We start from the raw sequence: 26892 nt of genomic DNA, 5'->3' as shown, positions 1-26892 counted from the left end.
CAGCCATCTGGCACAACCGCCGCACCAGAACACCGATCACCCGGTCACTGACCGCCTACGACCACTGACCAGCACATCGGACTTACTCATCTAGGAGCTTCGCCATGCCGCGATCCGACCACTCGCGCCTCACATGGAGCCGAATCCCCCGCCCCGCCTACGGCGCCGACTACAACCCCGAGCAGTGGGACAGAGCGACCTGGGAGGACGACGTCCGCCTGATGCGTGAGGCCGACGTCAATCTGGTGACTCTCGGTGTCTTCGCCTGGTCCATGATCGAGCCGAGCCCGGACACCTTCGACTTCTCCGGCCTCGACGAAGTCATGTCTCTCCTGCACGAGTCGGGCATCGCCGTCGACCTGGCCACACCGACCGCGGCACCCCCGCTGTGGTTCTCCCACGCGCACCCCGAATCGCTGCCGGTGACAGCCGACGGCCGACGGCTCGCGCCCGGTTCCCGTCAGGCGTACTGCCCGTCCTCACCCGCGTACCGGGAACGTGCCGCACTGGTCACCCGGCGACTCGCCGAACGCTACGGCGACCATCCGGCCGTGGTGATGTGGCACATCAACAACGAGTACGCCAACGCCAACGCCCACTGCTGGTGCGCTACTTCGGCCGACGCGTTCCGCGACTGGCTGCGCACCAGGTACGGAGACGACCTGGACGCCCTCAACGACCGTTGGGGAACGGCCCTTTGGGGGATGCACTACAGCGACTGGGCACAGGTCATCCCGCCGCGCACCAGCACCGGCCCCCTCTCGCCGGGCCGGTGGCTGGACTTCTACCGATTCAGCGACACCGAACATCTGGCCTGCTTCCGCGCGGAGCGGGACATCGTGCGCGCCCACTCCCCCGGCCGCCCCGTCACCACCAACTTCATGACCGGCGCGCTCCGCTGGACCGACTACTGGCGCTGGGCGCGCGAGGTCGACATCGTCTCGAACGACCACTACCTGATGTCCGAGGACCCCGACCGCGCCGCCGACCTCGCCTTCGCCGCCGACCTCGCCCGCGGTCTCGCGGACGGCCGGCCCTGGATGCTGATGGAGCACTCCACCTCCGGGGTGCAATGGCAAACTCGCAACGTCGCCAAACTCCCCGGCGAAATGACCCGCAACACGCTGACCCACCTCGCCCGCGGCGCGGACGCCGCCCTGTTCTTCCAGTGGCGCCAGTCCGCGTACGGCCCGGAGAAATGGCACTCGGCCATGGTGCCGCACGGCGGAGAGGACACCAGGATCTGGCGGGAGGCCAGAGCGCTGGGCAACACCGTGGCCGGCCTCGCCGACATCGCCGGCAGCATCTGCCCGCCCGCCGACATCGCCCTCCTGCTGGACTACGAGGCCATGTGGGCCCTGCAACTGCCCCACCGCCCCAGCAGCGACCTGACCTGCTCGGACGTTCTTCGTGACTGGCACCGCGCGCTGTGGAGCCTCGGGCTCGCCTGCGACCTGGTCCCCGCCCCCGGTGACCAGCGCCTCCTGCTGGTGCCCTCGCTCTACGCGCTGTCCACCGACACGGCGCGGGCGCTGGAGGAGTACGCGGCACGCGGCGGCCATCTGGTGGTCGGCCCGTTCAGCGGAGTGGTCGACCCGCACGACCGCGTCCACCCCGGACCGTACCCCGGCGCGCTGCGTGACCTGCTCGGCCTGCGGGTGGACGAGTACCTTCCGCTCGCCGCGGGCGAATCGGTCGCCCTGGACGACGACTCGACCGGCCGGCTGTGGGCCGAGCGCGTCCTGCCCGGCCCGGACACCGAGGTGGAGAGCCGCTTCACCGACGGGCCCGCGCGAGGCGGCCCGGCCGTCCTCCGTAACGGCGACACCCGCTATCTGGCCACCCGCCCGGACTTCCCCTCCCTCCTGCGGTTCCTGCCCCGGTGGGCGGCCGAGGCCGGCTGCGCGACTCCCGTCCAGGGGGCGGGCCACGGAGTGGAGGTCACCCGCCGGACCGCCCCCGACGGCAGGACCTGGCTCTTCGCCGTGAACCACACGGGTCACCCCGCCGAGGTGGCCACGACGGGGGTCGATGTCGTGTCGGGCATCCGTTCAGCGGGCGTGATCACGATTCCGCCGGGCGAAGTCGCCGTGGTGGCGGAGGATCCCCGATGACCGCCACCCGCGCGGCGGCGCGCGCCGTCAACAGGGGGAAGGGAAGGGGATGTCGCTGCTGATGTGGCGTCTCCATGCCTCGGCCGTCGGGGACTTACGCGTGCCGGCACAGATCCGCTCGATGTTCCGGCTCGCGTCCATCTCCCACAACTTGACCACCTGATCGCCTCCGCCACTGACCAGAGTGCGCCCGTCGGGGCTGAGGGCGAGCTTCTTGATGCTCTCGGTGTGACCGGTCAGCGGTTCACCGCGGGGCGCCGCCCGCTTGGGTACGGACACGTCCCACAGCTGGACGTTCGTGTTCGCACCGCCCACCAGCGTCCTTCCGTCCGGGGTGAACAGGAGGGAGCCGATGGACTTGGTGTCGAGGGCCAGCGTGCGCACCGCGCGCGCCTTGGCCGGGTCGGAGACGTCCCACAGCCGCACCGCGTCCGTCCCGCCGGTGGCCAGGGTGTGCCCGTCCGGGCTGAAACTGAGCGCGCCGACGCTCGCCGTGTGTGCGCTCAGCGGCTCTCCCAGCGGCGCTGCCTGGCTTCGTTCCGAGACGTCCCACAACCGCACTCGGGCATCACCGGCCCCGGCGGCCAATGTGCGTTCGTCCGGGCTGAATTCCAGCGCTTCGACAGGCCCGTCCACCTCTATCAGGGACCGCCCCAGGCTGCTGGGCCGTGCCGGGTCCGAGACGTCCCACAGGAACACGGACCCTGAACCGGTGCCGGTCGCCAGTGTGCGGCCGTCCTGGCTGAAGTCCAGAGCACAGGCGCCTTCGGTGTGACCGGTGAGTTTCCGCAAGGCCTTGGGCCGCTTCGGGTCGGAGATGTCCCAGAGCAGGACCGTCTCGTCGCGGCTGCCGGTGGCCAGCGTCTTCCGGTCGGGGCTGAAGGAGAGGGCACACACCGTGTAGGTGTGCGCCGTCAGCGGATCACCCAGGGGCACGGGCCGGGCGGGCTTGGAGACGTCCCACAGCCGGACCGACTTGTCGAAGTGCCCACTGGCCAGGGTGCGCCCGTCCGGGCTGTACGCCAGGGCGTCGACGGTGTTGGGCAGGGAGAATCCGACGGTACGGCCGGTCGGGATCTGCGGCGGGAGGCTCCACAGCCGGACCGTCCGTCCCTCGTCACCGGCGATGAGGGTCCTGCCGTCGGGAGCGAAGGCCAGGGCCTCGACCTTCCGGGTGTGGCCGGCCAGCGGAGCCCCGAGGGGTACGGGAGCGGTGGGATCCGAGAGGTTCCAGAGCTGGACGGAGCCGTCCTCGGACCCGGCGGCCACGGAGCGGCCGTCCTTTGCGAACGCCAACGACTCGATGCCATGGGCGAGTTCGGTGACGGGCTGCCCACGGGGCTTGATCCGCTCCGGTTCGGAGATGTCCCACACCCGCAACGTCTTGTCGGAACTCCCGGTGACAACGGTGCGCCCGTCCGGGCTCAGCGCCAGCGCGCTCACCATCCGCTCGTGCCCCTTCGGCGCGGTGCCCAGGATCTCCGGACGCTTCGGGTCGGAGATGTCCCACACCCGGAACCCCATGGCCGCCGGGCTGGTCACCAGCCTCCGTCCGTCGGGGGTGAACGCCAGATGATCGACGTCCATCGCGCCCTCGGCGGTCTCGCTGAGCAGCTCCGGGCCGGCCGGATCCGACACGTCCCACAGACGGAGTCCGGGGTCACCGCCGGACGGCAGCCGCACGGCGGGTTGGCTGCCCGTCGCCAGGACGCGCCCGTCCGGGCTGAAGGAGAGGGCCCGCACGCCCGCCGCGTTCTCGTAGCCGGGCAGGGGCGACCCGAGGGGCGCCGCACGCCCGGCCCGCGAGACGTCCCACAGTCGTACGGAACGGTCGTGGCTGCCGGTGGCGAGTGTGCGTCCGTCCGGGCTCAACGCCAGCGCGCACACGCCGCCGGCGAACCCGGTCAGCGGCTCGCCCCGTGGTCTCGGCCGGGTGCGGTCCGACATGTCCCACAGCCGGACCGTGTTGTCGTCGCTGCCGGTGACCAGGGTGCGCCCGTCCGGGCTGACCGCCACCGCGCAGACGGCGCCACGATGAGCGGCGAGGGGCGTGGACAGCGGCGCGTTGGCCGCCGCGGTCAGGCGGGAGTAGCTGTCCCCGATCGGGTTCATCCGGTGTGCGGCGACGGTGAGCTGCGCCGCGACGGACACGTCGGTGGTACGCAGCCGGTCGGCGGTGGCGAGAATCTGGTTGTAGAGGACGAGGTCCCGCTGGCGTTCCGCCGCCTGCTGCTGGGCGCGGGCCTCGCGCTGTTGGGTGAACGCCGAGACCGCGCCGATCCCGGCCAGCAGAGCGAACACGGCGAGGGCGGCGGTGACGCCGGCGCGCACCCTGCCGCTGCGACGCCGGGCCCGCACAGCCGCCGCCAGGAACTCCTTCGCCGTGCCGCTCGGTTCACCGGGCGGGGCGGTGGCGGCCCAGGACTCGGCACTCTCCAGCCGGCTTCCGCCGTAGAGCAGGGACGACTCGTGGCCGCCCTCGTGCCACGTTGCCGCGGCGTCCTCCAGACGCTGGAGGGTCAGCCGGCCGGCGCGGTCGTCGTCGATCCATCCCTTCAGCAGGGGCCAGCTGTGCAGCAGCACCTCGTGGGAGATCTCCACCGAGTCCAACTGCACCGTGAGCAGCCGGGCCTTGGTGAACGCCTCCAGCACCAGCGCCGCCCTCGGTCCGTCCCCGGTGGCACGGATCAGCCCTTCCCGGCCGACGCGCCGACGGGTGTCATCGGTCCCGTCACCGATGTTGACCAGGCGCAGCAGGAGTGAACGGGCGAGCCGGCGGTCGGTCTCGTCCAGCGCGCCGTACACGGCGTCGGCGGTCCTTGAGACCGCGTTCTTGATCCCGCCGGTGTCCACGTACCCCTGTACGGACAGAACGCGGCCGGTGCGCTGCTGCCAGCAGGAGCGCAGCGCGTGAGCCAGCAGCGGCAGTCGCCCCGCCTCGTAGCCGCCGGTGTCCTCGGCGCCGCCGCGCCACGATGCACCGAGGTCGCGCAGCAGCAGTTCCTCCAGTCCGGCTTCGATCTCCAGACCGACGTCCTCGGCGGGGTAGACGATCGCCTGACGCAGCTCGGCCTCCGACATCGGGCCGACGACGAGCGGGGCGTCCTCCAGGGCGGCGCGAAGCTGCGGCTGATCGACGCATCGCGGGTAGAAGTCCGCGCGGAGGCCGACGACGACCAGGGCGGCCGGAACGGCGGTGTCGGGGGCATCGGCGGCGTTGTCGGCGTGATCGGCGTGATCGGCGTCCCGGACTCCCGCGACCTGGTCGAGCAGTTCTATGAAGGTGCGTCGCCGCTGCTCGTCGGTGCAGACGGTGAACAGTTCCTCGAACTGGTCCACCACGATCACCACACCGTCGCCCGCACGCCCCGGTGACGACAGCCCTGCCAGCGCCGTGCGCGGATCCGCGACGAGGTCCCCGGCGATGGCCCCCGCCTCGCCCCCGGTCAGCGACGCGATACCGGTGGCCAGCGCGTGCAGTGGATCCGCTCCGGGCGTGAGGACGACCTTCGGCCAGCGCGCCGAGCCCGGCAGCGCTCCCCGGTCGAGCCGGGGCAGCAGCCCGGCCCGCAGCAGCGAGGTCTTCCCCGCCCCGGAAGGAGCCACGACCATCTGGATGCCGCCGGTGCGCAGGCGCCGGTCGAGCCGGGCGGTCAGCTCCGCCACGAGGTGGTCGCGCCCGAAGTACCACCGCGCGGAGTCCGCCTCGAAGGCGGCCAGGCCGGGGTAGGGGCACTCGCGGGACGGATCGCCCTTCTCGGAACGCCGCCGGCGCCGGGTGCCGTGCGTGTAGGTGACATACACGTCCCGCCCCGCCACGATCGCGGTGGCACCGCGGGACGCGTGGCCCTCGACATGGGTGCCCTCGCGCGCCCGGTCGGACGCGTTCCGCTCGGGGCTCGCGCCGTTGCCCGTGGGGGAACTCATCGCTCACTCACCGGTGACGTGCACGTCCCGGCCGCCCTGAATCACCCGGCTGCCACCGGACGCGGTCGCGTTCATCGTGATCACGTCGCCGGCCGCTGGTTCCGGCTGCTCGAACTCGTCCAGTACGCGGCGGAGTTCGGCGGCCAGGGACCCGTCAGCGGCGAGCAGCCTGCGCAGCCGCGACTGCCACTCCACGACCAGCCCCTGCTCGGCGTCGGCGTCCTCGGCGTCACGGGCGGCGATGAGGGCCGCGCGTGTCTCCTCCAGGTCGGCCTCCACGGTCCCTGCCCGGTCGGGGTAGACGCGGCGCCACAGGGTGCCGAGGGAGGTCTGCACCTTCTCCCATCCGGTGGTGGCCAGTTGCTGCACCACCACGGTGGCCGCCGACGAGGCGAGTGCCGCCAGCTCAGCTTCCATGACCGCCCCCAGTGAGTCGACCCGACGTCAGACTCCGTGTATAGCCCCATCGTTCGGGCCGCCGCCACCGGATTCACCGATCGCGCACACCGGGGGTGACCGGATTGGGGCCGGAACGATGGTCACGTTCCGTGACGGGCTGCCTCGCCCCTCGGCCTTAAGAACTTCTGCGCGAAGCATTGACGAAACATCCGGGCGGTCCTAGCTTCATCGCGTCGTACTTCGTACGTCATATATGAGACGCGATACGCGAGATGTGAGAGCGCCCATGGCCTTCGCTCCGAGTCCGATCCCCTCCCGCACCCAGTTCGTTCTGGAAGCGATCAAGCACGACATCCTGACCGGCGGTCTCAGCCCCGGTCAGGCCCTGGTCGAGACCGAACTGGCCGCGCGGTTCGGGGTGTCGAAGACTCCCGTCAGGGAAGCCCTCAAGACGCTCGCCGGTACCGGCCTGGTCGTGATGAGCCAGTTCAAGGGCGTCACCGTGCGCACCGTCGACGCGGCCATGGCCCATGAGGTCTACGACGTGCGGCTGCTGCTGGAGCCGGAGGCGCTACGGCGCTCCCTCGTCCGGCACGTCTCGCTGGACGCCGCCCGTGACGCCCTGCTCAGGGCCGACGAGGCGGTGGACCAGGCCGAACGGTCCCTCGCCAACCGGGCGTTCCACCGCGAGCTGTACCTCTCCTGCGGCAACCCGATGCTGACCCGGATGCTCGACGAGGTGCGCGACCAGGCCGCTCTCGTCTCCACCGTCGCCTGGGCCGCCGACCCGTCCTGGGAGCGGGAGGCCGACGAGCACCGGGAGATCCTGCGCCTCGCGCTGGCCGGTGACGCCGCCGGCGCCGCCCTCGCTCTGCACGACCACATCGCCTCCTTCGTACGGATGGCGTTCCCCGAGGGAGAGCACATATGACGAGCCGTACGACCGGTCAGGGTCTCGACGTGTCGCGGGACGCGCTCGCCGATGTCGTGGCGATCCCCGTCACGCCGTTCACCGCCGACGACACCCTCGACACCACGGCGCACCGCGCCCTGCTGCGCCGGCTGATCGACGGCGGGGTGCGCACCCTCACACCGAACGGCAACACCGGTGAGTACTACGCCCTCAGCCCCGACGAGCGCCGTGCGGTCACCGAGCTGACCATCGAGGAGACGGCCGGTCGGGCCGTGATCGTGGTGGGCATCGGACTTGAGGTGCCGACCGCCGTGGCCGCCGCCGAGCACGCCCGGCAGGCCGGGGCCGCGATGGTCATGGTGCACCAGCCGGTGCATCCGTATGTCTCCGAGGACGGCTGGATCGACTACCACCGCTCCATCGCCGAGGCCGTGCCGGAGCTGGGAGTCGTCCCGTACATCCGCGATCCCCGGCTGCGCGGCGCGAGCCTGGCCCAGCTGGGTGAGCTGTGCCCCAACGTGATCGGCGCCAAGTACGCCGTGCCGGACGCCGCGCGCTTCGCGGCCTTCGCGCGTGACGCGGGCCTGGAGCGGTTCGTCTGGGTGGCGGGACTCGCCGAGTTGTACGCGCCGTCGTACTTCGCGGGCGGCGCCACCGGCTTCACCTCGGGGCTCGTCAATGTCGCCCCGGCCGTCTCGCTGGGCATGCTGGAGGCGCTGCGCGCCGGGGACTTCGGCACGGCCATGAAGGTCTTCGAACGGATCCGGCCCTTCGAGGACCTGCGCGCGGCACGGCGGTCTGCCGACAACGTGACCGTCGTCAAGGAAGCGCTCGCCGCGCTGGGGCTCTGCCGACGCGACGTACGCCCGCCGAGCCGTGTCCTGCCCGAGCCGGCACGCGCCGAGGTCGCCGCACTGATCGCGGGCTGGCCGACATGACCACACCCGGCACCCCGGCCACGCCCGGCAGGATCGCCCCCGAAGACCTGCGCAGCCACCAGTGGTACGGCAGCGGCATCTCGTCGGGCCTGCGCTCCTTCAGCCACCGCGCCCGCACCCGCCAGCTCGGCTACCTCCCCGAGGAACACCTCGGCAAGCCGGTCATCGCGATCCTCAACACCTGGTCCGACATCAACCCCTGCCATGTCCATCTGCGCGAACGCGCCCAGGCCGTCAAGCGCGGCGTCTGGCAGGCGGGCGGATTCCCGCTGGAATTCCCGGTGTCCACGCTCTCCGAGACGTTCCAGAAGCCGACCCCGATGCTCTACCGCAACATGCTGGCGATGGAGACCGAGGAGTTGCTCCGCTCCTACCCCGTCGACGGCGCCGTCCTGATGGGCGGCTGCGACAAGTCGACACCGGCGCTGCTGATGGGCGCCGCGTCCGTGGACCTGCCGGCGGTCTTCCTGCCGGCCGGGCCGATGCTTCCCGGACACTGGCGTAACGAAGTGCTCGGCTCCGGCACCGACATGTGGAAGTACTGGGACGACAAACGCGCCGGTCTCATCGGCGACTGCGAGCTGGCCGCACTGGAGAACGGCCTCGCCCGCTCCCCCGGCCACTGCATGACCATGGGCACCGCCTCCACCCTGACCGCCGCCGCCGAGGCGCTGGGCGTCACGGTCCCCGGCGCCTCCTCGATCCCGGCCGTCGACTCCGGACACGAACGGATGGCGGCCGAGTCCGGACGGCGAATCGTGGACTTGGTCCGGCATGACCGCAGGCTCTCGAAGATCCTCACCCGCGAGGCCTACGAAGACGCCGTCGCCACCGTCCTCGCGCTCGGCGGCTCCACCAACGCCGTCATCCATCTGATCGCGATGGCCGGCCGCTCCGGCATCACCCTCACCCTCGACGACTTCGACCGGGTCGCCCGCACCGTGCCCGTACTCGCCAACCTCCGTCCCGGCGGCAAGTACCTCATGGAGGACTTCCACTTCGCCGGCGGACTGCCCGGCTTCCTGTCCCGGCTGACCGACGTCCTGCATCTGGACCGCCCCACCGTCGCGTACGACACCCTGCGCGAACAGCTCCACGGCGCCCTCGTCCACAACGACGACGTCATTCGCCCACGCGACAACCCCCTCGCCGACGAGGGCGGCGTCGCCGTGCTGCACGGCAACCTCTGCCCGGACGGCGCCGTCATCAAGCACATCGCCGCCGAGCCCCACCTGCTGCGCCACACCGGACCCGCCGTCGTCTTCGACGACTACCGGCAGCTCCAGCGCACCATCAACGACCCGGCGCTCGCGCTCACCCCGGACCATGTGCTGGTCCTGCGCAACTCCGGCCCCAAGGGCGGCCCCGGTATGCCCGAGTACGGCATGCTCCCCCTGCCCGACTATCTGCTCAGGCAGGGGGTACGGGACATGGTCCGGCTCTCCGACGCCCGTATGAGCGGCACCAGTTACGGCGCGTGCGTGCTGCACATCGCACCCGAGTCGTACGTCGGCGGGCCCCTGGCCCTCGTCCGCACCGGCGATCTCATCACCCTCGACGTCGAGGCGCGCAGCCTCCATCTCCAGGTGAGCGACGAGGAGTTGGCAAGGCGCCGGGCCGACTGGACACCGCCGCCCGCACGTTACGGACGCGGTTACGGCGCCCTCTACCAGGACCAGATCACCCAGGCCGACACCGGCTGCGACTTCGCCTTCCTGGCCAGGCCCGGGGACGTACCCGACCCGTACGTGAGCTGACACGGCACACACGCACGCCTCTTTCACCGCAGGACTTCACCGCTGGACTTCACCGAAGGAACGGAGAACCGGTCATGGCCTCAGCTGTGGCGCAGGACTCATCAGGCGCCCCGCCCGGGGCGCCGAAGAAGCCGGGGTCCCGCCGGACGGGCACAGGGCTCTCACCACACCGTCTCCCGTATCTGCTGATCGCCCCGGCCGTGCTGCTGATGGTGGGCTTCATCGCCTATCCGATGCTCAGCGTCTTCTACTACAGCCTGCAGAACTACAACGCCACCAAGCCCTGGCGGAACGGCTTCGCGGGCCTCGACAACTTCAAACGGATCTTCACCGAGGACCCGCTGTTCTGGGACAGCCTCGCCTTCTCCGCCAAGTGGGTCTTCACCGAGGTCAGCCTCCAGCTCGCCCTCGGTCTGATCCTCGCGCTCCTCGTCAACCAGACGTTCGTGGGCCGCGCCGCCGCCCGCGCGCTGGTCTTCTCGCCCTGGGCCGTCTCCGGCGTCCTGACCACCACCATCTGGCTGCTGCTGTACAACCCGTCGACGGGCGTGGGCCGTTATCTCGCCGACGCGGGCATCGGCACCTACGGCTCGTCGGTGCTCTCCGACACCGGGACCGTCTTCTGGGCCGCCGTACTGGCCGAACTCTGGCGCGGGGTGCCGTTCTTCGCGATTCTCATCCTCGCCGACCTCCAGTCCATCCCCGATGATCTGTACGAGGCGGCGTCGGTCGACGGGGCGAGCAGGTTCCGTCAGTTCTTCCACATCACCCTGCCCCATCTGCGGGACGCGATCGTCCTCTCCACGCTGCTGCGCGCCGTCTGGGAGTTCAACAACGTCGACCTGCTCCTCACTCTCACCGAGGGCGGTCCGGCGGGCGTCACCACCACACTGCCGCTGTACGTCGCGGTCACCGGGTTCGAGGCACACGACTTCGGCTACGCCACCGCGCTGACGACCGTCGCCTTCGGGATCCTCCTCTTCTGCTCGATTCTCTATCTGCGCCTGAGCAAGTTCGGAGGCGATCACAAGTGACCGCGGTCATGACCGAGAAGGGCACGTCCACGGTGCCCGCGGGCGGCGGCTCCAAGCCACCCGCCGTAAGAAGGAAGCGGCGGCGCGGGCGTGCCTTCGACGAGGTGCCCCGATGGCAGATCTATGTGCCGCTCGGGCTGTATCTCCTCTTCACCCTCATCCCCTTCTACTGGATGGTGCTGTTCTCGCTGCGGCCCGCGGGCTCCACGTCGCTGGTGCCGTGGCCGATGACCTTCGACCACTTCGAGAAGGTCTGGAACGACCGCAGTTTCTCCGTCTTCTTCCAGAACAGCGCGCTGATCGGCGTGTTCACCCTCATCTGTACGACGGGGGTCGCGCTGGCCGGCGGCTACGCTCTGGCACGCTTCAACTTCCGTATCAAACAGGGCTTCATGCTGGCGCTGCTGTGCTCGCAGTTCATCCCCGGCGCCCTGATGCTGGTGCCGCTCTTCCAGATCTTCAAGAATCTCTCGCTCATCAACTCCCCGCTGAGCGTGGTCATCGCGGAGACCGTCTTCCAACTCCCGCTCTCCATCATCTTGATCAGCGGCTTCATCAAGAACGTGCCGTACTCGCTGGAGGAGGCGGCCTGGGTGGACGGCTGTTCACGGCTCCAGGCCTTTCGCATCGTCGTGCTGCCGATGCTGCGGCCCGGTCTGATCGCCGTCGGCTCCTTCGCCTTCGTAGCCAGCTGGAACCACTTCCTCTTCGCCCTGATGTTCCTGATGGACCAGGACAAACAGACGATCCCGGTCGGTCTCTCCACCCTCATCGGGGCGGACAGCGTCGACTTCGGGGCGCTGGCGGCGGGCGGTGTGATCTCCGCGGTCCCGGTCGTCATCGTCTTCGCCTTCATCCAGAAGTGGCTGATCACCGGCTTCAGCGCGGGGGCGGTGAAGGGATGAGCCTGCCTGTCGTGCTTGCGGGGGCCCGTGGCCACGGCCGCTCGCATCTGCGCAACATCCACCGCCTCCAACAGGCGGGCCTGGTCCGGCTCGTGGGCGTCTGCGAGCTGACTCCGCTGACCCCGGCGGAGCTGGACGGCTTCGACGCCCCCGAGCAGTCCGGCGACCTCGGTGAACTGCTGGACCGTACGGGCGCGGAGGCGGCGGTCATCTGCACGCCCCTCCACACGCACACCGATCTCGCGCTCACCGCCGCCGCCCGTGGGGTGCACACCCTGCTGGAGAAGCCGACCACCGCCTCGTACGCGGAGTACGAGCGGCTGCTCGCCGGGCTTGCGGAGAGCGGCACGGTCTGCCAGGTCGGGTTCCAGTCGCTCGGGTCCCATGCCCTGGGCGCGATCAGGAAGTTGGTCCTGGCCGGCGCGATCGGGCGGCCGCGCGGGATCGGCGCGGCCGGGGCGTGGGTACGCGACGAGGCCTACTACCACCGTGTCCCCTGGGCCGGGCGCCGGGCGCTGGACGGCCGGGACGTCGTGGACGGAGTGCTCACCAATCCGCTCGCGCACGCGGTGGCGACGGCCCTGCGTGTCGACGGCAGCGACCTGGCCGAGGACATCGGCCGGATCGAGCTGGAGCAGTTCCGGGCCAATGACATCGAGGCGGACGACACGAGTTGTCTGCGGCTGACGACGGCACGGTCGACGCGGATCACGGTCGCGGTGACGCTGTGCGCGGAGCGGAACTCGGAGCCGTACGTCGTGGTCCACGGCACCGGTGGCCGCATCACCTTCTGGTACAAGCAGGACCGGGTGCGGGTGGAGCACACGGGAGGCGGGGAACCGGCCGAGACGGTGTACGGGCGCACCGACCTGCTGGAGAACCTGGTCGAGCATCTGCGCGGGGGCGCGGATCTGCTCGTACCGCCGCACCGCACCGGCGGCTTCATGCGGATCCTGGAGGCCGTCAGGACCGGTCCGCCGCCGACGCCACTGCCCGCGGACGCCTGGTACGGCGCGCAGGGCGTGAGCGGGGCGAGCGGGGCGAACGGGGCGAACGGGGCGAACGGGGCGAGCGGGGCGAACGGGCCGCGCCGGATCGTGAAGGGCATCGACGAGCTGGTCGCGGAGAGCGCCGCGACGCTGGCCACGTTCTCGGAGCTGGGCGCTGACTGGGCCACGCCCGAACCCGGGCCGGCGGACGCGACGGTGCTGCGCTGCGACGGCCGCGCGGTGGCGGACTACGTACACCGTCCGCGGCTGCCCTCGACGCTGTCCCCGCGCCCGTATCTGCATCCCGTACGGACCTTCGGCGGCCGGGTCGTCACCGAACTGCGGCCCGCCGACCACGCGCACCACCTCGGGGTCTCCATGGCCGTGCCGGACGTGTCGGGCGGCAACTTCTGGGGCGGACGCACCTACGTACGCGACCGGGGCCCGGTGGCGCTCGACAACCACGGCGCGCAGGAGCACACGCGCTGGCTGCGGCAGGACCCCGGCATCCGGGTGCAGGAGCTGTCCTGGACCCGGGAGGGACGCGAACTCCTCACGGAGCGGCGGGCGATCAGCACCTTCGCGCTCTCCGCCGACGCCTGGGTCCTCGACTTCACCTCGGTACTGACCAACGCGTCGGGCGAGGACCTGTCGATCGGCAGCCCGGCCACCAACGGGCGGCCGGGGGCCGGATACGGCGGGTTCTTCTGGCGCGCTCCCAAGGAGGACGCGGCGGACGAGCGGCCCGAGGTGTTCACGGCGACCGCGAGCGGCGAGGACGCGGTGCACGGGACCACCGCGCGGTGGCTGGCGCTGGCGGGCCGGGACTGGACGCTGGTCTTCGCCGGGGCGGACGACGAGACACGGCGGGACCCGTGGTTCGTACGCACCGGCCAGTACCCGGGCGTGGGCTCCTCGCTGGCCTGGGCACGGCGGCTGCCGCTGGCCGCGGGAGCCGACGTCTCGCGGCGCATCCTCACGGTCGTCGCGGACGGGCGGCTCGACCGCCCGTCCGCTGCGGACCTGGCTCGTAAGGCGATCGCCCACGACATCGGTGACATCCGTGATGTCCGTGACGTACCACCGGCTGACACGCAGTCATAGGAATGACCCTCAGAGAGAAGAGCCGATCATGACAGTCTCGAAGGCAAGCAGAGGGCGGACGGCCGCGGCCGTCTCCCTGACGACGGTGCTCGCCCTGGCGGCAACCGCGTGCGGTGACGACGGCAGCGGCGGAAGCGGCAGCGAAGGGTCCGGCAAGGGGGAGATCACCCTCTGGGACAACAACACAGGTGAGCGCAGGGACATCTGGGCGCAGATCATCAAGGACTTCGAGCAGCAGAACAAGGACATCAAGGTCAAGTACGTCGGTATCCCGATCGACCAGGTCCAGCAGAAGTACGACACGGCGATCGACGGCGGCGGGCTGCCGGACGTCGGCGGCGTCGGCACCGCCTATCTCTCCAACCTCGTGGTCCGGGAGGTGCTGGAGCCGGTCGGCGACCGTGTCGACGCCGGTCCGCTCAAGGGCAAGCTGGTCCCGTCGATGGTGGAGAGCGTGAAGGCGGCGGGCGGTCGCGGCGACGAGATGTACTCGGTGCCCAGCTCCACCAACAACGGCACGCTCTGGTACCGCACGGATCTGTTCGCGCAGGCGGGCCTTGAGCCGCCGACGACCTGGCCGGCCTTCTACGAGGCGGCGGAGAAGCTCACCAAGCCCGGTACGGACAAGTTCGGTTACACGATCCGCGGTGGGGCCGGGTCCATCGCGCCGGCGATGGACGCGATGTACGGGCAGTCCGGCATCACGTCCTTCTGGGACGGCGACAAGACGACGGTCAACGACCCGAAGAACGTGGCGGCGCTGGAGAAGTACGTCGCCCTCTACAAGAAGGTGACGCCGTCCGCCGACGTCAACAACGACTTCATCAAGATGGTCGCCCAGTACGACAACGGCACCATCGGCATGCTGACCCATAACCTCGCCTCGTACCAGGACCATGTGAAGTCGCTGGGCAACGAGAAGTTCAAAGGCCTGCCCTATCCGGCGCAGGAGAACGGCGAGCGCGTCCAGGTCTCCAACCCGGTGGACGGGCTCGGGCTGTTCAAGAACAGCAAGAACAAGGCGGCGGCCTGGAAGTTCATCGAGTTCGCGGCCTCCCACAAGTCCAACAGCGCGTGGAACGAGTCGGCGGGCTCCATACCGGCGAACACCGACGCCGCCTCCGACGCCTGGATCCAGAAGGCCGAGCCGACCGCGGCGGCGATGAAGGCGCTGAGCGACGGCTCGACGAAGATCGTCAACCTGCCGTACTACCTGCCCGACTGGAACACGATCAGCAAGTCCGGCAACGAGCCGAACTTCCAGAAGGTGCTCCTCGGTGAGATGTCCGCCAAGGAGTTCGCGGACAAGGTCGCCAAGGAGCTCAACGACGCCCAGGCGGAGTGGAACGAGCAGATGGCGAAGTGATCCGCACCGGGGAATCCGCCGCACACCCGAACGAGTGATCACCTGATGGGATATCCGGAGCACGGGGGCGCCGTCCACCAGGCACTCTGCTGTCAGGGCCGGGCACGAACGTGCCCGGCCGTGGGGCAGAGGGGTGGGGACCATGGACTTGCCACAGGACGTCGAACGGGACGGGAACAGCGGGGGCCGGCCGGTGCTGTTGCTGGCCGGCCTGGCGGATCTGGCGCTGAGTACGTGCGGTTCGGCGGTGCGGGCCGCCTGCGGTCTGCTGGGCCGCTCGGACATCGGCGCCCTGGCCGCGCAGGGCCGGCAGGACCTCCAGGCGCGCGGCCGGCTGGCCCTGGACCGCCTCGGCACGGACCCGCCGGGCGCCGGCCTCCTCGGCACCGGAGACGTCGCGCACATGGAAGTGCTCGCGCGCCACGCGCGACTCCGGCTCGACACGGCTGACGGAACGGTCGGCGGAACCGGTGCCTGAGGCGGCCCGCGAGCAGGCGTCGCTGAAGTCCCGCGTGGACCGGGAACTGGAACGGTTCGTGCGGGCGGAGAGCGAAGCGCTGCTCGCGCTGGACGATGAACTGGCGCCCCTCGTGGACGTCCTGACGACCGTCACCGCCCGCGGGAAGCGGCTGCGTTCGGCCTTCTGCTACTGGGGCTGGCGGGCCGCGGGGCAGCCGGACAGCGACGCGATGGTACGAGCGGCGGCGAGCATGGAGCTGGTCCACGCCGCCGCGGTCGTCCACGACGACATCATCGACGACAGCGGCCTGCGGCACGGTCTGCCGACCGCCCATGTGGCCCTGCGCGAGGCGTTCCTGGACGGCTCGCGCCCCAAAGCGCGGGCCAGGTCGCTGGCCATGCTGGCCGGAGACCTGCTGATGGCGTGGGCGGGCCAGATGTTCGCGGGATGCGGTCTGCCCGCGGCGTATCTGGGGCAGGCCCGTGATCTGTGGGCCGTGCTGGCCCGCGAGTTGATCGCCGGGGAGGCGCTGGAGATCCTGCACACCGGGGGCACGTCCGACGTACGGCGGTCGCTGAAGGTGATCCGCTACAAGACGGCCAAGTACACCGTCGAGCATCCGCTGCACATCGGTGCCGGACTCGCCGGTGCCGATCCCGCCCTGCGCGAGGTGTTCTCCGACTACGGGCTCCCGCTCGGCGAGGCGTTCCAGCTGCGGGACGACCTCATCGGACTGTTCGGCGACCCGGCGACCACGGGTAAGCCGAACACCGACGACATCTCCGGCGGCCGCCCCACCGCGCTCCTCGCCCTCACCCAGCAGGCGGCCGGCCCCGCCGAACGGCGGGAGTTGACGGCTCTCCTCGGCCGCCGGACCCTGACGTGCCCTCAGTTGAGCCGCGTACGCGCCGTCGTGGAGGGCACCGGTGCGCGCGACCGCGTCGAGTCCATGATCACCGAGCGGGTGACGCTCGCCGTCCGCGCGCTGGGCGGCGCCGGACTGCCCGATCTGGCGCACCGCTCCCTGACCCGACTGGCCACCGCGGCCACCAGCCGGCCGGACTGAACTCGCCGTCCGCCGCCGGCTCCCCCGCCCCCCACCTCTCGAAAGGGCCGACCGTGGCCTGCACCGAACAGTCCCTCAACTCCCTGCGCGAGTACGGTGACGAACTCGCCGACGCCACCGTCGCGACCCTCTTCGAGCGCGGCGAGGTGGGCACGTTCAACTCCCTCATGCGCTACGTCTCCACCGTCGGTCAGGAACTGCCCGACGGGCTGCCGGAGGTGGCCCGTGAGTATCTGAACGAGACCAGCGGGCCGCCGGCGTGGGTGGACTGGGACGAGATGGAGAAAGCGCGGCTGTTCTTCATCGACAACAACGTGCACATCTCCACCGCGCTGTCCTTCGCCTCCATGCCCGCCTGTTACGTCGTCCCGCACATCGCGAAGCTGCTGTCTGCGGCCCACTCGCTCAAGTACCCGTCGAAGCGCATGGCCGAGACGGGGCAGTTCACCGTCCATCTCATGCAGCCCAACGCCTTCGAGGCGGGCAGCCGGTTCATCCCCGCCGCCCAGAAGGTCCGGCTCCTGCACGCGTCCATCCGCCATCACCTGGGGCGCGAGGGGCGCTGGGACGTGGCGAGTCTCGGGATCCCGATCTGCCAGGAGGACATGATCGGCGGGCAGATGATGTTCTCCGTCCAGGTCCTGGACGCCCTGCACCGGCTGGGCATCCATATGAGCGTGGACGGCGCGGAGTCGTACTTCTACGCCTGGCGCGTGGTGGGCGCCATGCTCGGTGTCGACCAGACCCACGCGCCCGCCGACGTGGCCGCTGGGCGCCACTTCTCGGATCTGTACATGACGCGCCACATGGGCCCCAGCGAGGAGGGCGCCAACCTCATGCGGCAGTTGATCGACCTGTACGAGGAAGTGGTGCCCGGCACCCTCTTCGACCCCGTCGTGTCCGCGCTCATCCGCTATCTGATCGGGGACACGAGCGCCGACTGGCTGGAGGTGCCGCGCACCCGGTGGGACACGCTCGTGAAGGCCGCCCCCGCGCTGCTGAATGTGCTGGAGACCGTCGAGGACCGCTCACCGCTCGGCGCCTGGGCACTGGACCGCGTCGGCCACTTCACCACCCTGCTCGAACTCTCCTCCCTCACGCGCGGGCGCGTCATGCACTACGCCATCCCGGAGCAGCTCAAGAAGGACTACGGCCTCTCGTCAGCCGTCCCGCGCACCAGCCGCTGGACTCCCCCGGCCGCCACGGTGGGCATGTGAACGGCAACTGCTCCGCCTGCCCGTTCGTCTTGATGGACACGATCAAGCGGATGGGAAGCCATGGTGGAGGACATACGCGGGCACGACGGGCTCCGGTGGGCCGGGACACGGGGACGGGTGCTCGCCGCGCTCGCGGTGCTGACGGCCTTACTCCTGGCGTTCCACCGGGCGGTGCCCAACTCCGTCGGCCGCCTGGGCAGTGCGCTGGAGGCGTTCCTGCCGTGGCTCGGCCTGGTGGTCGTGGTGCTGCTCGTTCTGGGGCTGCTGCGCCGTTCGGCCGTCGCGCTCGTGGCCCTGCTGCTGCCGGTGGCGGCGTGGACGTATCTGTTCGGCGGGCTGTTCCTGCCGGGTGCGGAGGCCGACACGTACGACCTTGTCGTCGTGCAGCACAACGTGAGCGACGAGAACACCGACCCGGCGGGCACGGCCCGCGCGCTGGCCGGCGCCTCGCCCGATCTGATCGCGCTGGAGGAGCTGGTGCCCCCGGCGCTGACGGTCTACGAGAAGACTCTGGCCCCCGACTACCCGCACCACGAGGTCCGGGGCACCGTCGGGCTCTGGTCGAAGCATCCGCTCACCGCCACCCGTCCGCTGGACATCAGACCTCGGGGGATCCCGGAAGGGTGGAACCGCGGACTGCGGACCGTGGTCGACACGCCGCACGGTGATGTCGCGGCGTACGTCGCCCATCTCCCGTCGGTCCGGTTCGGGGCGAGCGGCCTCGCCTCGGCCGCGCGCGACGAGAGCGCTGCCCTGCTGGGCAGGGCCGTGGCCGCCGAGCGGACGGAGGCCGTGATCCTGTTGGGCGACCTCAACGGCACGGTGGACGACCGCGGGTTGGCCCCGCTGACCTCACGGCTGAATACGGCGGAGCGGGGCTTCGCCCTCAGCTTCCCCACGGCCTTCCCGCTGGCCCGGATCGACCAGGTCATGGCCCGCTCGGCGACCGTCGCCCATATCCGCACGCTGCCCGCGACCGGCAGCGACCATCTGCCGGTCGCCGCCGGGATCACGGGTCTCGACCGCGCCGATGGCTGACAGTGACGAGGAAGTCGGCCTGTTCCGGACGTCGGTCTCCACCAGAAGTCCTTGAAACTTTGAGAAAGTCTTCGAGGGCTTGAACACCGCGTCGCAGCGGTGCGTACCCCCTCAAGAGCCGGCCGCCGGAGCCGGCAACGGACAGGGAGCAGACATGACGGGAACGCAGGACACCGCACCGACGGCCACGGGCCGGACGGTGGCCCGCCGTACGGTCGTGGCGGCGGCGGGCGCCGTCGGCCTTGGCGCGGCGCTCGTCGCCTGCGGGTCGGACGACGGATCGGACTCCGTCGCGCAGGCTCCGGCGGACGACGGCGCGAACGGCGAGCAGGGAGAAGTGCTCGCCAGTACCTCCGAGATCCCGGAGGGTGGCGGCAAGGTCTTCGAGGCCCAGGGAGTGGTGGTCACCCAGCCGTCGGCGGGTCAGTTCAAGGCCTTCTCCTCGAAGTGCACGCACTCGGGGTGCGCGGTCGGGAGCATCGCGAAAGGCACCATCACCTGTCCCTGCCACGGCAGTCAGTTCGACGCGACGGACGGCAGCGTGAAGAAGGGCCCCGCCACCGAGCCGCTGGGTGCCAAAGAGATCACCGTCGAGGGGGACTCGATCTCACTCGCCTGACGGGCTGTCAACCCGCCGCCGGTTCCCCGGACTTCACCACTTGCGCCGCTTCCTCCAGCGCCTCGACCGCCGCCCTGATCGACGGGCGGCGGTCGGCGTCGGCGCGCCACACCGCGTACACGTGCCGGAACATCTTCTGCCGTACGGGCACCGCCACGACACCATCGGGCAGCCGCCCGCGCCCCAGCCGTGGCGCGACACAGACCCCCAACCCACCACGGATCAGCTCCAGTTGGGTGTGCTGCTCGCCCGCCAGGTGCTCGATCCTCGGCTCGATCCCCTTCGAACGCAGCGTGAACACCAGCCACTCGTGGCAGAACTCGCCCGTCGGCCACGACACCCACGAGTCGTGGGCGAACTCCTCCAGATCGACGTCCCGCCGCCCCGCCAGCGGGTGATCGGCCGGCATCGCCACATCCGCCGCGTCCTCCAGCAGCGACGCGGTCGCCAGCCCGCCGGGCACCGGCAGCCGCTTGTTGTTCCAGTCCAGTACGACGGCGAGATCGAGATCGCCCCGCAGAACCTGCCGGATCGCGCCGTCCGGCTCCAACTCCATTGACCGCACCCGCAGATCGGGATGCGCCTTGCGCAGCGACGCGAGCGCGACGGGGAACAGACCACGGGCCGCCGTGGGGAACGCGGAGATCCGTACCTCGCCGACCGCCTGCCCGCGCTGCGCCTCGATGTCCGACTGCGCGAGTTCCACCTGGGAGATGATCCGTGCGGCGTGGTCGGCGAGCAGCCGCCCCGCGTCGGTGAGCCGGACACCGCGCCCGCGCTTGGCGAGCAGTTGCTGGCCGACCTCCCGCTCCAGCTTGGCCATCTGCTGCGAGACGGCGGACGTGGTCACATGAAGCCCGTCGGCGGCGCCGCTCACCGAGCCGTGCCGGGCGAGGGCATCCAGGATCCGCAGCCTCTCCAGATTCAACATGTAAGCGATGCTACGTGAACGAGTCGAGTTATTCTCGCTTGTCCTAAGAGGTGCCGAGCGTCATCGTTGCCGTATGAGCACAGCGACCCCGCCCCGCACCGGGCCCGCCGGATCGTCCTCGGCCGCCACTCCCCGCCGTACCACGATCGACTGGCGCATCCGGTTCTGCGTGCTCTCGCTGATCTGGGGCTTCAGCTTCCTGCTCATCAAGGTCGGCACCCAGAGCTACGCGCCGTTCCAGGTGACCTTCGGCCGGCTGTTCTTCGGTACGGCCGTCCTGGCCGTCGCGATGGCCGTACGGCGCGAGCGGCTGCCACGGGGCCCGCGTACCTGGGGCCATCTCACGGTGGCCGCGTTCATCCTCAACGCCGTTCCGTTCTCCCTTTTCTCCTACGCGGAGCTGACCATCCCGTCGACCCTCGCGGGCATCTGCAACGCCACCTCTCCGCTGTGGGGCATGCTGCTGTCGCTCGTGGCGCTGTCCGAGGACCGCCCCACCCGGCGCCGGGTCGGTGGCCTGGGCCTCGGCTTCATCGGCGTACTGACCGTGCTCGGCGCCTGGCAGGGCTTCTCCGGGCTGGACTTCACCGGTACGGCGATGGCCCTGCTGGCCTCGCTCAGCTACGCCGTCGGCTGGGTCTACGTCCGCCGTACGCTCGCGGGCAACGGCAGCTCGCATCTCTCGCTCACCGGGGCGCAGTTGTTCATGGCGACGCTGCAACTGGGCGTCGTCACACCGCTGTTCACCGATCTTCCGACGTCCTTCCCGGTGCTGCCGCTCCTCGCCGTGGTGGCGCTCGGCAGCCTGGGGACGGGCCTGGCCCTGCTGATCCAGTACGGCCTCGTCGCCGAAGTGGGTCCGACGACCGGCCAGATGGTCACCTACTTCGTCCCCGTCATCGCGACGGCCGCCGGTGTGGCCGTCCTCGACGAGCCGCTGCACTGGAACACCCCGGTCGGCGCGGTCATCGTGCTCGTCGGCGCCGCGCTCACCCAGCACCGGGCCGACGGCTCCCGCGTCACACACGCCTCCGAACCGGCGCCCGCGCCCACACGAACGGCGTCGGCATCGGCTACGGCTACGGCCCCGCTCACCGCCGATCAGCCGTAGCTACGCGCCGGCGCGGCCCCCGCCGCGTCGGCCACCGCGTCCGCGACCGCCTCGATCTCGTCCCCCGTCATGGCCGACACCGTCAGCCGTACGCCGGGCCCCGCCGCCAGCCGGAAACGCGCGCCGGGCGCGACCGCCCATCCCGCGTGCAGCAGCCGCGCCACCGCGCCGGTCTCCTCGGCCACCGGCACCCACACGTTCATCCCGCTCCGCCCGTGCGCCTCGACGCCCCGCTCGGCCAGCGCCCGTACCAGCGCGTCCCGCCGCCGGCCGTACGCACCGGCGACCGTACGGGGGTCGACCGCGTCCGTCCGCCACAGCTCGACGACCGCCCGTTGCAGCAGTCTGCTCACCCAGCCCGGCCCCAGTTGCTGACGCCCCGTCACCCGGTCGACGGTCACGGTGTCCCCGGTCATCACGGCGAGCCGCAGATCGGGGCCGTACGCCTTCGCCGTGGACCGGACGAGCACCCAGCTGTCCGTGACGCCGGCCAGCGGACGGAGCGGCAGATCGACGATCCGATGCCCGTGGTCGTCCTCGATGAGAAGTACATGGGGATGCGCCGCCAGCACCGTACGCAGCTCCCGCGCGCGGGCCTCGCCCACCGCCGCCCCCGTCGGATTCTGCGCCCGGTCGGTGACGACGACCGCCCGCGCCCCGCCTCGTAGCGCCCGTTCCAGCTCCCCCGGCAGCGGCCCGTCGTCGTCCAGCGCCATCGGCACGGGCCGCAGCCCGAGCGCGGGCACCAGATCGAGCAGGCCGCCCCACCCCGGATCCTCGACGGCGACGGCGTCCCCCGGCCGCAGGTGGGCGGCCAGTACGCGCTCGATCGCGTCCAGCGAGCCGGAGGTGACGGCGATCGGACCGTCGGGCACGCCGTCCTCGTCCAGCCCGGCGCGGGCGAGACGGGCCAGCTCGGGGAGGACCGCAGCGTCCCCGTAGCGCCCCGGACGCTCCGCGTGATCACGCGCGGCGACCGCGAGCGCGTCGTGCAGCGGCGGCAGCAGGGCGGGGTCCGGATTGCCGTCCGACACCTCCCGTACACCCTCGGGCACATCGACCCGGATGGAGCCGCGCGACGTGCTCGACGGCCGCGCGCGCACGCGGCTGCCCCTGCGACCCGCCGTCTCGATCACGCCTCGGTCACGAAGCGTGCGGTACGCGGCGGCCACCGTATTGGGATTGACGGCCAGCTCCAGCGCCAACTCCCTTAGAGGCGGCAGCGGTTGGCCGGGCGCCAGATGTCCGGCACCGATCCCCCGCTCCACGCTCGCGGCGATCTCGGCAGCACGCCGACCTTCGATCCGATACTCTCCTAGCACAAAGACAACTATGCACTAGTACATAGGAGAACGCAATGCCGGAGCCCGCGTCCACCTCCCCATCGACCTCTGCCGCCTACCGCCCCACCGACCGCACCGTCCCCACCCGCTCCGCCGACCGCGCGTCGTACGACCGCGAGCTGGTGCACGGAATACTCGACGAGACCTACCTCTGCCATCTCGGATTCATCCGCGACGGCGCCCCCGTGGTCCTGCCCACCCTCTACGCCAGGGTCGGCGAGCGGCTGTACGTCCACGGGTCGACCGGCTCCCGGCCACTGCGGATGGCGGGCGACAAGGCGGACCCGGGGCTGGCGGTCTGTCTGACGGTCACCCATGTCGACGGTCTGGTGCTGGCCCGGTCGGCGTTCCACCACTCGATCAACTACCGCTCCGTCGTGGTGCACGGCACCGCGTACCAGGTGACGGACCTCGATGAGCGCCGCACGGCGCTGGACGCCGTGGTCGACCACGTGGTGCCGGGCCGCTCCCACGACTCGCGGCCCGCCAACGCGAAGGAACTGGCGGCGACCGCCGTGCTGAGCCTCGATCTGGCGGAGGTGTCCGCCAAGGTCCGCACCGGCGGCCCGAACGACGAGCCCGAGGACCTGTCGCTGCCCCACTGGACCGGTGTGGTGCCCGTCGTACGCGGACACGGCACACCGGTCCCGGCCGACGACCTGGACCCGGCCGTCGGCCTGCCGGACTATCTCTCGGTGCTCTGAGTCACGCGAGGACCGCCGCCTTCCGCCGGTCCGACGCGAGGCGCGCCTCGGCGGTGGCGAGCCCCACCACGGCGGCGAGCAGCAGCAGCGTCCCCACCACCGTCGCGGCGGTGAGCCGCTCGTCCAGCAGCGCCACCGCGATCACCGCCGCGCTCACCGGCTCCAGCAGCATGATCACGGAGACCGTCGCGGCGCGAACGACCGCCGCGCCCGCGAAGTACAGGGCGTACGCGAGGGCCGTCGGCACCGCCGCGACGTACAGCAACAGCCAGAGGACCTGGGCCGGTTCGGCGGTGTGGGGCAGCAGTCCTTCGCCGGCCGCGAGCGGCAGGACGCACAGCGCCGCGACGGCGAAGGCCCAGGCGGTGGTGGAGAGCGCGTCGGCCTTGCCGCCCTCCCGGCCGAGCCGACGGGTGACCAGGGTGATGGCCGCGTAACCGGCCGCCGCCAGGAGGGCGTACGCGATACCCAGGGGGCGTACCGTCGCCCCGTCGCCGCCGAGGACAAGGACGGCGAGGCCCGCGAGAGCGCCGACGACGGCGATCAGCCCGCTGCCGCCGAGCCGTTCGCCCATGGTCAGGCGCGCTCCGAGCGCGATGAGCACGGGTCCGGCGCCGAGGGTGACCACGGTGCCGACGGCGAGCCCGGTCTCCTCGACGGCGGCGAAGTAGGCGGTCTGGAAGACGGCGAGGCCCACGCCCGTGACGAGGACGCGGATCAGCCGGCGGCGGCGCGGCTCGACGGGGGTCTGCGACGTGGCAGCCGTCGCCTCGGGCCTGCGGCGCAGCGCCAGTGCGCCGAGCAGCAGCACGAGCCCGCCGACGCAGCGCCAGAAGGAGAGGGAGAGCGGGCCCATGTCGCTGACCCGGTAGACCAGCGAGGCGGCGGCGCCTGCGGTTCCCCAGGCGACACCGGCGACGACGAGATAGAACAGGCTGCGCCCGACCGACAGGCCGTGGACAGCTGCGGATGCGGAAATCGACACGTGACTTCTCCGTGTGAAGAACGGGTTGGTGGTCGCTCACTCCGTGTTGCGGGCAGCGACGAGCCGCTCGGGGACTGCCCGAGCCCGGTCTTCGTCAGCGGATGGCCGCCCGCGGTCAGGCGGCGGGAGGCGGAAGTACGGTCAGATGCATGATCGGCAGCCTACGTCGTGCTCCGCCCGGCGGACAACCCGTCCCCTTCGCCGACCACTTCAGCCACTGTCGACGTCGGTGTCGACGTCGCCGTCTGAGCGATGAACGCCCCCACGAGCACGACGAAACCACCGAGGATCTGCGGCGCCGAAAGGTGCTCGCCCAGCAGGATCCACGCCAGCACCGTGGCGACGACCGCCTCCAGACAGGCGACGACCCCGGCCACCTGCGGCGAGAGCCTTCGTACGCTGATCACGCCCGTGCCGTACGCGAGCACGGTCGCCAGGAGCACGAACCACGCGACCAGCAGCGGCGCGCCGACCCGCGACCCGCCCATGTCGACGTCACCGGCCAGCAGCGACCACTCCATGCCCCAGGGCCGGGCGACGACGGTGAGGACGACCGTGCCGATGAGCAGCCCGTACGCGATGACTCCCAGCGGGTCGACGGCATCCGCCGGGTCCGCGGGGTCGCCACCCTGGTCGGCGAGGAGAAAGTAGCCGACCTGGCAGCAGGCCGCGCAGAGCGCGAGCAGCAGGCCGACGGCGTCGAAGGAGAGCCCGGCCCACACCTCGACCACACAGGCGAGTCCACCGACGGCCAGGACGACGCCGACAGCGGCGGCGCGGCTGACGGGCCTGCGTCGGACGAAGCGCACCCAGAGCAGGAGCAGCGCCGGCGCCAGGTACTCGACGAGCAGCGCGACACCGACGGGGATACGGGAGAGGGAGGCGAAGTAGAAGGCCTGCACACCGGCCACGGCGAACACCCCGAAGCCCACCAACAGGGCGGGCCTGCGACGGACCAGATCGCGGTGGCGCCAGACGAGAGGCAGCATCACCAGCGCGGCTCCGGCGACCCGGAGCCAGACGGCATGGAGCGGATCGAGCCCCGCCTCGATCAGCGGCTTTGCCGCGACACCTGATCCACCGAACGCGAAGGCCGACAAGAGCGCGAGTCCCAGGCCGACGCTTCTCCCCTGAGACGCGTGCATGGACGCATCATGCCAGGAGGCGTCAGGAGCATCAGCACGTTCACGCCTGTCGAGACAGGTCATGACGGTGGGCTTGCCGGACGGTCACACTCCGTGAGTCGCGTCCGCTATCCGGCTGGTGAGCGCCCGTGCGTCCACTCCGGCCCGCCCAAGAACCTCGACCGCGCGGCACGCGGGGTCACACGCCAGCGCGGTGAGCAGATCGAGACCGCCGGCCTGCGGCTCGCCGCGCCGCCGGGCGCGTTCGACGGTGCCCGCCATCACGGCGACCGCCGACGGCGACCAGCCGGGGACTCCGGGCACCGACACGACGGGGACCGCACCCGAGTCCTCCACCGTCCCCTGCCAGCGCAGCCCGTAGCCGATGCTCCGCTGGACGAGATGGCCGAGGACACGGGCGACCTGCGGCCCGCCGTCGAACGCCGCGCGCACCTCGGAGTCCGATTCGAGGAGCGAATGGAGGAGATGGGCGGTGTCGATCTGCCGGTCTCCGTCGCGGTGCGCCCTTCTGCGGGCTCCCGACACGACGGCCGCGAGCGCGGCGGAGAGTCCGGCGTCGATGTCCGCGCGGATCGACACGGCTGAGACAACGGTCGAGTCGGACTGTCCGGGCAACCTGGGGGTAGGGCTCTGCACTCTCCCACCGCATCAGCCGATCGGCGGGCAGGACATCCCCGGCGGGGAGCATTCCGGCATCCCACGGAGGGTGGGCACAGGCACGCGGCCTCTCCTCCTTACGTAGGAGATCCGGCCGCGACGCACGACCGGGGCGCGCGCCGCCTTGCCCTACGCCTCGTACGCAACCGTCACACGGGACCGCTCGTCCC

At 71.1% G+C, this 26892-nt stretch carries 22 protein-coding genes and 1 pseudogene; 16 read left to right on the top strand and 7 right to left on the bottom strand.

All coding sequences use genetic code 11. The features are described from left to right. The first annotated feature begins 104 nt into the window (after positions 1-104). A complete protein-coding gene (locus ACIBLA_RS35110; RefSeq protein ID WP_399200926.1) occupies positions 105-2114 on the top strand; it encodes a beta-galactosidase in 2010 nt (669 codons plus the stop codon). Positions 2115-2141: 27 nt separating this feature from the next. Here the strand turns inward: ACIBLA_RS35110 and ACIBLA_RS35105 are convergent, their stop codons facing one another. Together ACIBLA_RS35105 and ACIBLA_RS35100 are read right to left on the bottom strand one after the other, a co-directional pair. Next, on the bottom strand, positions 2142-6041 hold the full coding sequence (locus ACIBLA_RS35105) for an NACHT and WD repeat domain-containing protein (RefSeq protein WP_399200925.1): 3900 nt from the start codon (positions 6039-6041) through the stop codon (positions 2142-2144). 3 nt (positions 6042-6044) lie between these two features. Then, complete coding sequence (locus tag ACIBLA_RS35100) at positions 6045-6458, bottom strand: hypothetical protein (protein WP_399200924.1); 414 nt, start codon at positions 6456-6458, stop codon at positions 6045-6047. Positions 6459-6726: 268 nt separating this feature from the next. On the opposite strand from ACIBLA_RS35100, the gene ACIBLA_RS35095 reads away from it, so the two are divergent. From ACIBLA_RS35095 to ACIBLA_RS35035, 13 genes and pseudogenes are all read left to right on the top strand, one after another. Beyond that, entirely contained in the window at positions 6727-7371 is a 645-nt protein-coding gene (locus ACIBLA_RS35095; protein ID WP_363244019.1) for a GntR family transcriptional regulator, read from the top strand. Beyond that, on the top strand, positions 7368-8291 hold the full coding sequence (locus tag ACIBLA_RS35090; protein ID WP_399200923.1) for a dihydrodipicolinate synthase family protein: 924 nt from the start codon (positions 7368-7370) through the stop codon (positions 8289-8291). The genes ACIBLA_RS35095 and ACIBLA_RS35090 overlap by 4 nt, the downstream gene beginning before the upstream one ends. Beyond that, positions 8288-10048 carry an L-arabinonate dehydratase gene (gene araD, locus ACIBLA_RS35085; protein ID WP_399200922.1) on the top strand — a complete coding sequence of 587 codons (1761 nt, stop codon included), beginning with the start codon at positions 8288-8290 and terminating at the stop codon, positions 10046-10048. The genes ACIBLA_RS35090 and araD overlap by 4 nt, the downstream gene beginning before the upstream one ends. A gap of 86 nt (positions 10049-10134) precedes the next feature. Further along, positions 10135-11082, top strand: a complete 948-nt coding sequence (locus ACIBLA_RS35080) for a carbohydrate ABC transporter permease (protein WP_399200929.1) — start codon at positions 10135-10137, stop codon at positions 11080-11082. Continuing rightward, complete coding sequence (locus ACIBLA_RS35075; RefSeq protein ID WP_363244023.1) at positions 11079-11987, top strand: carbohydrate ABC transporter permease; 909 nt, start codon at positions 11079-11081, stop codon at positions 11985-11987. The genes ACIBLA_RS35080 and ACIBLA_RS35075 overlap by 4 nt, the downstream gene beginning before the upstream one ends. Further along, positions 11984-13168: pseudogene (locus ACIBLA_RS35070) on the top strand (Gfo/Idh/MocA family protein); the annotation flags it as partial. The gene ACIBLA_RS35075 and the pseudogene ACIBLA_RS35070, both read left to right, overlap by 4 nt. A gap of 24 nt (positions 13169-13192) precedes the next feature. Beyond that, positions 13193-14080, top strand: coding sequence for a PmoA family protein (locus tag ACIBLA_RS35065; RefSeq protein ID WP_399200928.1), 888 nt, complete (start codon positions 13193-13195; stop codon positions 14078-14080). A 28-nt stretch (positions 14081-14108) separates the two neighbouring features. Continuing rightward, positions 14109-15446 carry a sugar ABC transporter substrate-binding protein gene (locus ACIBLA_RS35060; RefSeq protein ID WP_363244024.1) on the top strand — a complete coding sequence of 446 codons (1338 nt, stop codon included), beginning with the start codon at positions 14109-14111 and terminating at the stop codon, positions 15444-15446. Positions 15447-15588: 142 nt separating this feature from the next. Next, a complete protein-coding gene (locus tag ACIBLA_RS35055) occupies positions 15589-15924 on the top strand; it encodes a polyprenyl synthetase (protein ID WP_399200921.1) in 336 nt (111 codons plus the stop codon). Beyond that, a complete protein-coding gene (locus tag ACIBLA_RS35050; protein WP_399200920.1) occupies positions 15917-16972 on the top strand; it encodes a polyprenyl synthetase family protein in 1056 nt (351 codons plus the stop codon). The genes ACIBLA_RS35055 and ACIBLA_RS35050 overlap by 8 nt, the downstream gene beginning before the upstream one ends. A gap of 53 nt (positions 16973-17025) precedes the next feature. Continuing rightward, positions 17026-18189, top strand: a complete 1164-nt coding sequence (locus ACIBLA_RS35045; RefSeq protein ID WP_363244026.1) for an oxygenase MpaB family protein — start codon at positions 17026-17028, stop codon at positions 18187-18189. A 60-nt stretch (positions 18190-18249) separates the two neighbouring features. After that, entirely contained in the window at positions 18250-19227 is a 978-nt protein-coding gene (locus ACIBLA_RS35040) for an endonuclease/exonuclease/phosphatase family protein (RefSeq protein WP_399200919.1), read from the top strand. Between the two features lie 154 nt (positions 19228-19381). Continuing rightward, positions 19382-19846: a Rieske (2Fe-2S) protein gene (locus ACIBLA_RS35035; RefSeq protein WP_363244027.1), complete on the top strand. Its 465-nt coding sequence runs from the start codon at positions 19382-19384 to the stop codon at positions 19844-19846. A 7-nt stretch (positions 19847-19853) separates the two neighbouring features. On the opposite strand, the gene ACIBLA_RS35030 is transcribed toward ACIBLA_RS35035, so the two are convergent. After that, positions 19854-20777, bottom strand: a complete 924-nt coding sequence (locus ACIBLA_RS35030) for a LysR substrate-binding domain-containing protein (protein WP_363244028.1) — start codon at positions 20775-20777, stop codon at positions 19854-19856. 73 nt (positions 20778-20850) lie between these two features. Here ACIBLA_RS35030 and ACIBLA_RS35025 point away from each other — a divergent pair, with 73 nt between their 5' ends. Continuing rightward, positions 20851-21888, top strand: a complete 1038-nt coding sequence (locus ACIBLA_RS35025) for a DMT family transporter (RefSeq protein ID WP_399200918.1) — start codon at positions 20851-20853, stop codon at positions 21886-21888. Here the strand turns inward: ACIBLA_RS35025 and ACIBLA_RS35020 are convergent. After that, positions 21879-23210 carry an aminotransferase class I/II-fold pyridoxal phosphate-dependent enzyme gene (locus ACIBLA_RS35020; RefSeq protein ID WP_399200917.1) on the bottom strand — a complete coding sequence of 444 codons (1332 nt, stop codon included), beginning with the start codon at positions 23208-23210 and terminating at the stop codon, positions 21879-21881. The genes ACIBLA_RS35025 and ACIBLA_RS35020 overlap by 10 nt on opposite strands. Before the next feature lie 35 nt (positions 23211-23245). Here ACIBLA_RS35020 and ACIBLA_RS35015 point away from each other — a divergent pair, with 35 nt between their 5' ends. Then, positions 23246-23935 carry a pyridoxamine 5'-phosphate oxidase family protein gene (locus ACIBLA_RS35015; protein ID WP_399200916.1) on the top strand — a complete coding sequence of 230 codons (690 nt, stop codon included), beginning with the start codon at positions 23246-23248 and terminating at the stop codon, positions 23933-23935. A gap of 1 nt (position 23936) precedes the next feature. Here the strand turns inward: ACIBLA_RS35015 and ACIBLA_RS35010 are convergent, their stop codons facing one another. The 3 genes from ACIBLA_RS35010 to ACIBLA_RS35000 form a co-directional block, all read right to left on the bottom strand. Then, positions 23937-24920 carry an EamA family transporter gene (locus ACIBLA_RS35010; protein ID WP_363244032.1) on the bottom strand — a complete coding sequence of 328 codons (984 nt, stop codon included), beginning with the start codon at positions 24918-24920 and terminating at the stop codon, positions 23937-23939. A gap of 161 nt (positions 24921-25081) precedes the next feature. Next, positions 25082-26065 (bottom strand): EamA family transporter, encoded by a 984-nt coding sequence (locus ACIBLA_RS35005; protein WP_363244033.1) that lies wholly within the window; start codon positions 26063-26065, stop codon positions 25082-25084. A gap of 84 nt (positions 26066-26149) precedes the next feature. Next, positions 26150-26644: a Clp protease N-terminal domain-containing protein gene (locus tag ACIBLA_RS35000; RefSeq protein WP_399200915.1), complete on the bottom strand. Its 495-nt coding sequence runs from the start codon at positions 26642-26644 to the stop codon at positions 26150-26152. Between the last annotated feature and the right edge of the window lie 248 nt (positions 26645-26892).

The organism is Streptomyces sp. NPDC050433 (genome assembly GCF_044458565.1).
Classification (GTDB): domain Bacteria; phylum Actinomycetota; class Actinomycetes; order Streptomycetales; family Streptomycetaceae; genus Streptomyces.
Note: the sequence above shows the minus strand (reverse complement) of the source record. Positions and strands in the feature narration are given on the sequence as shown.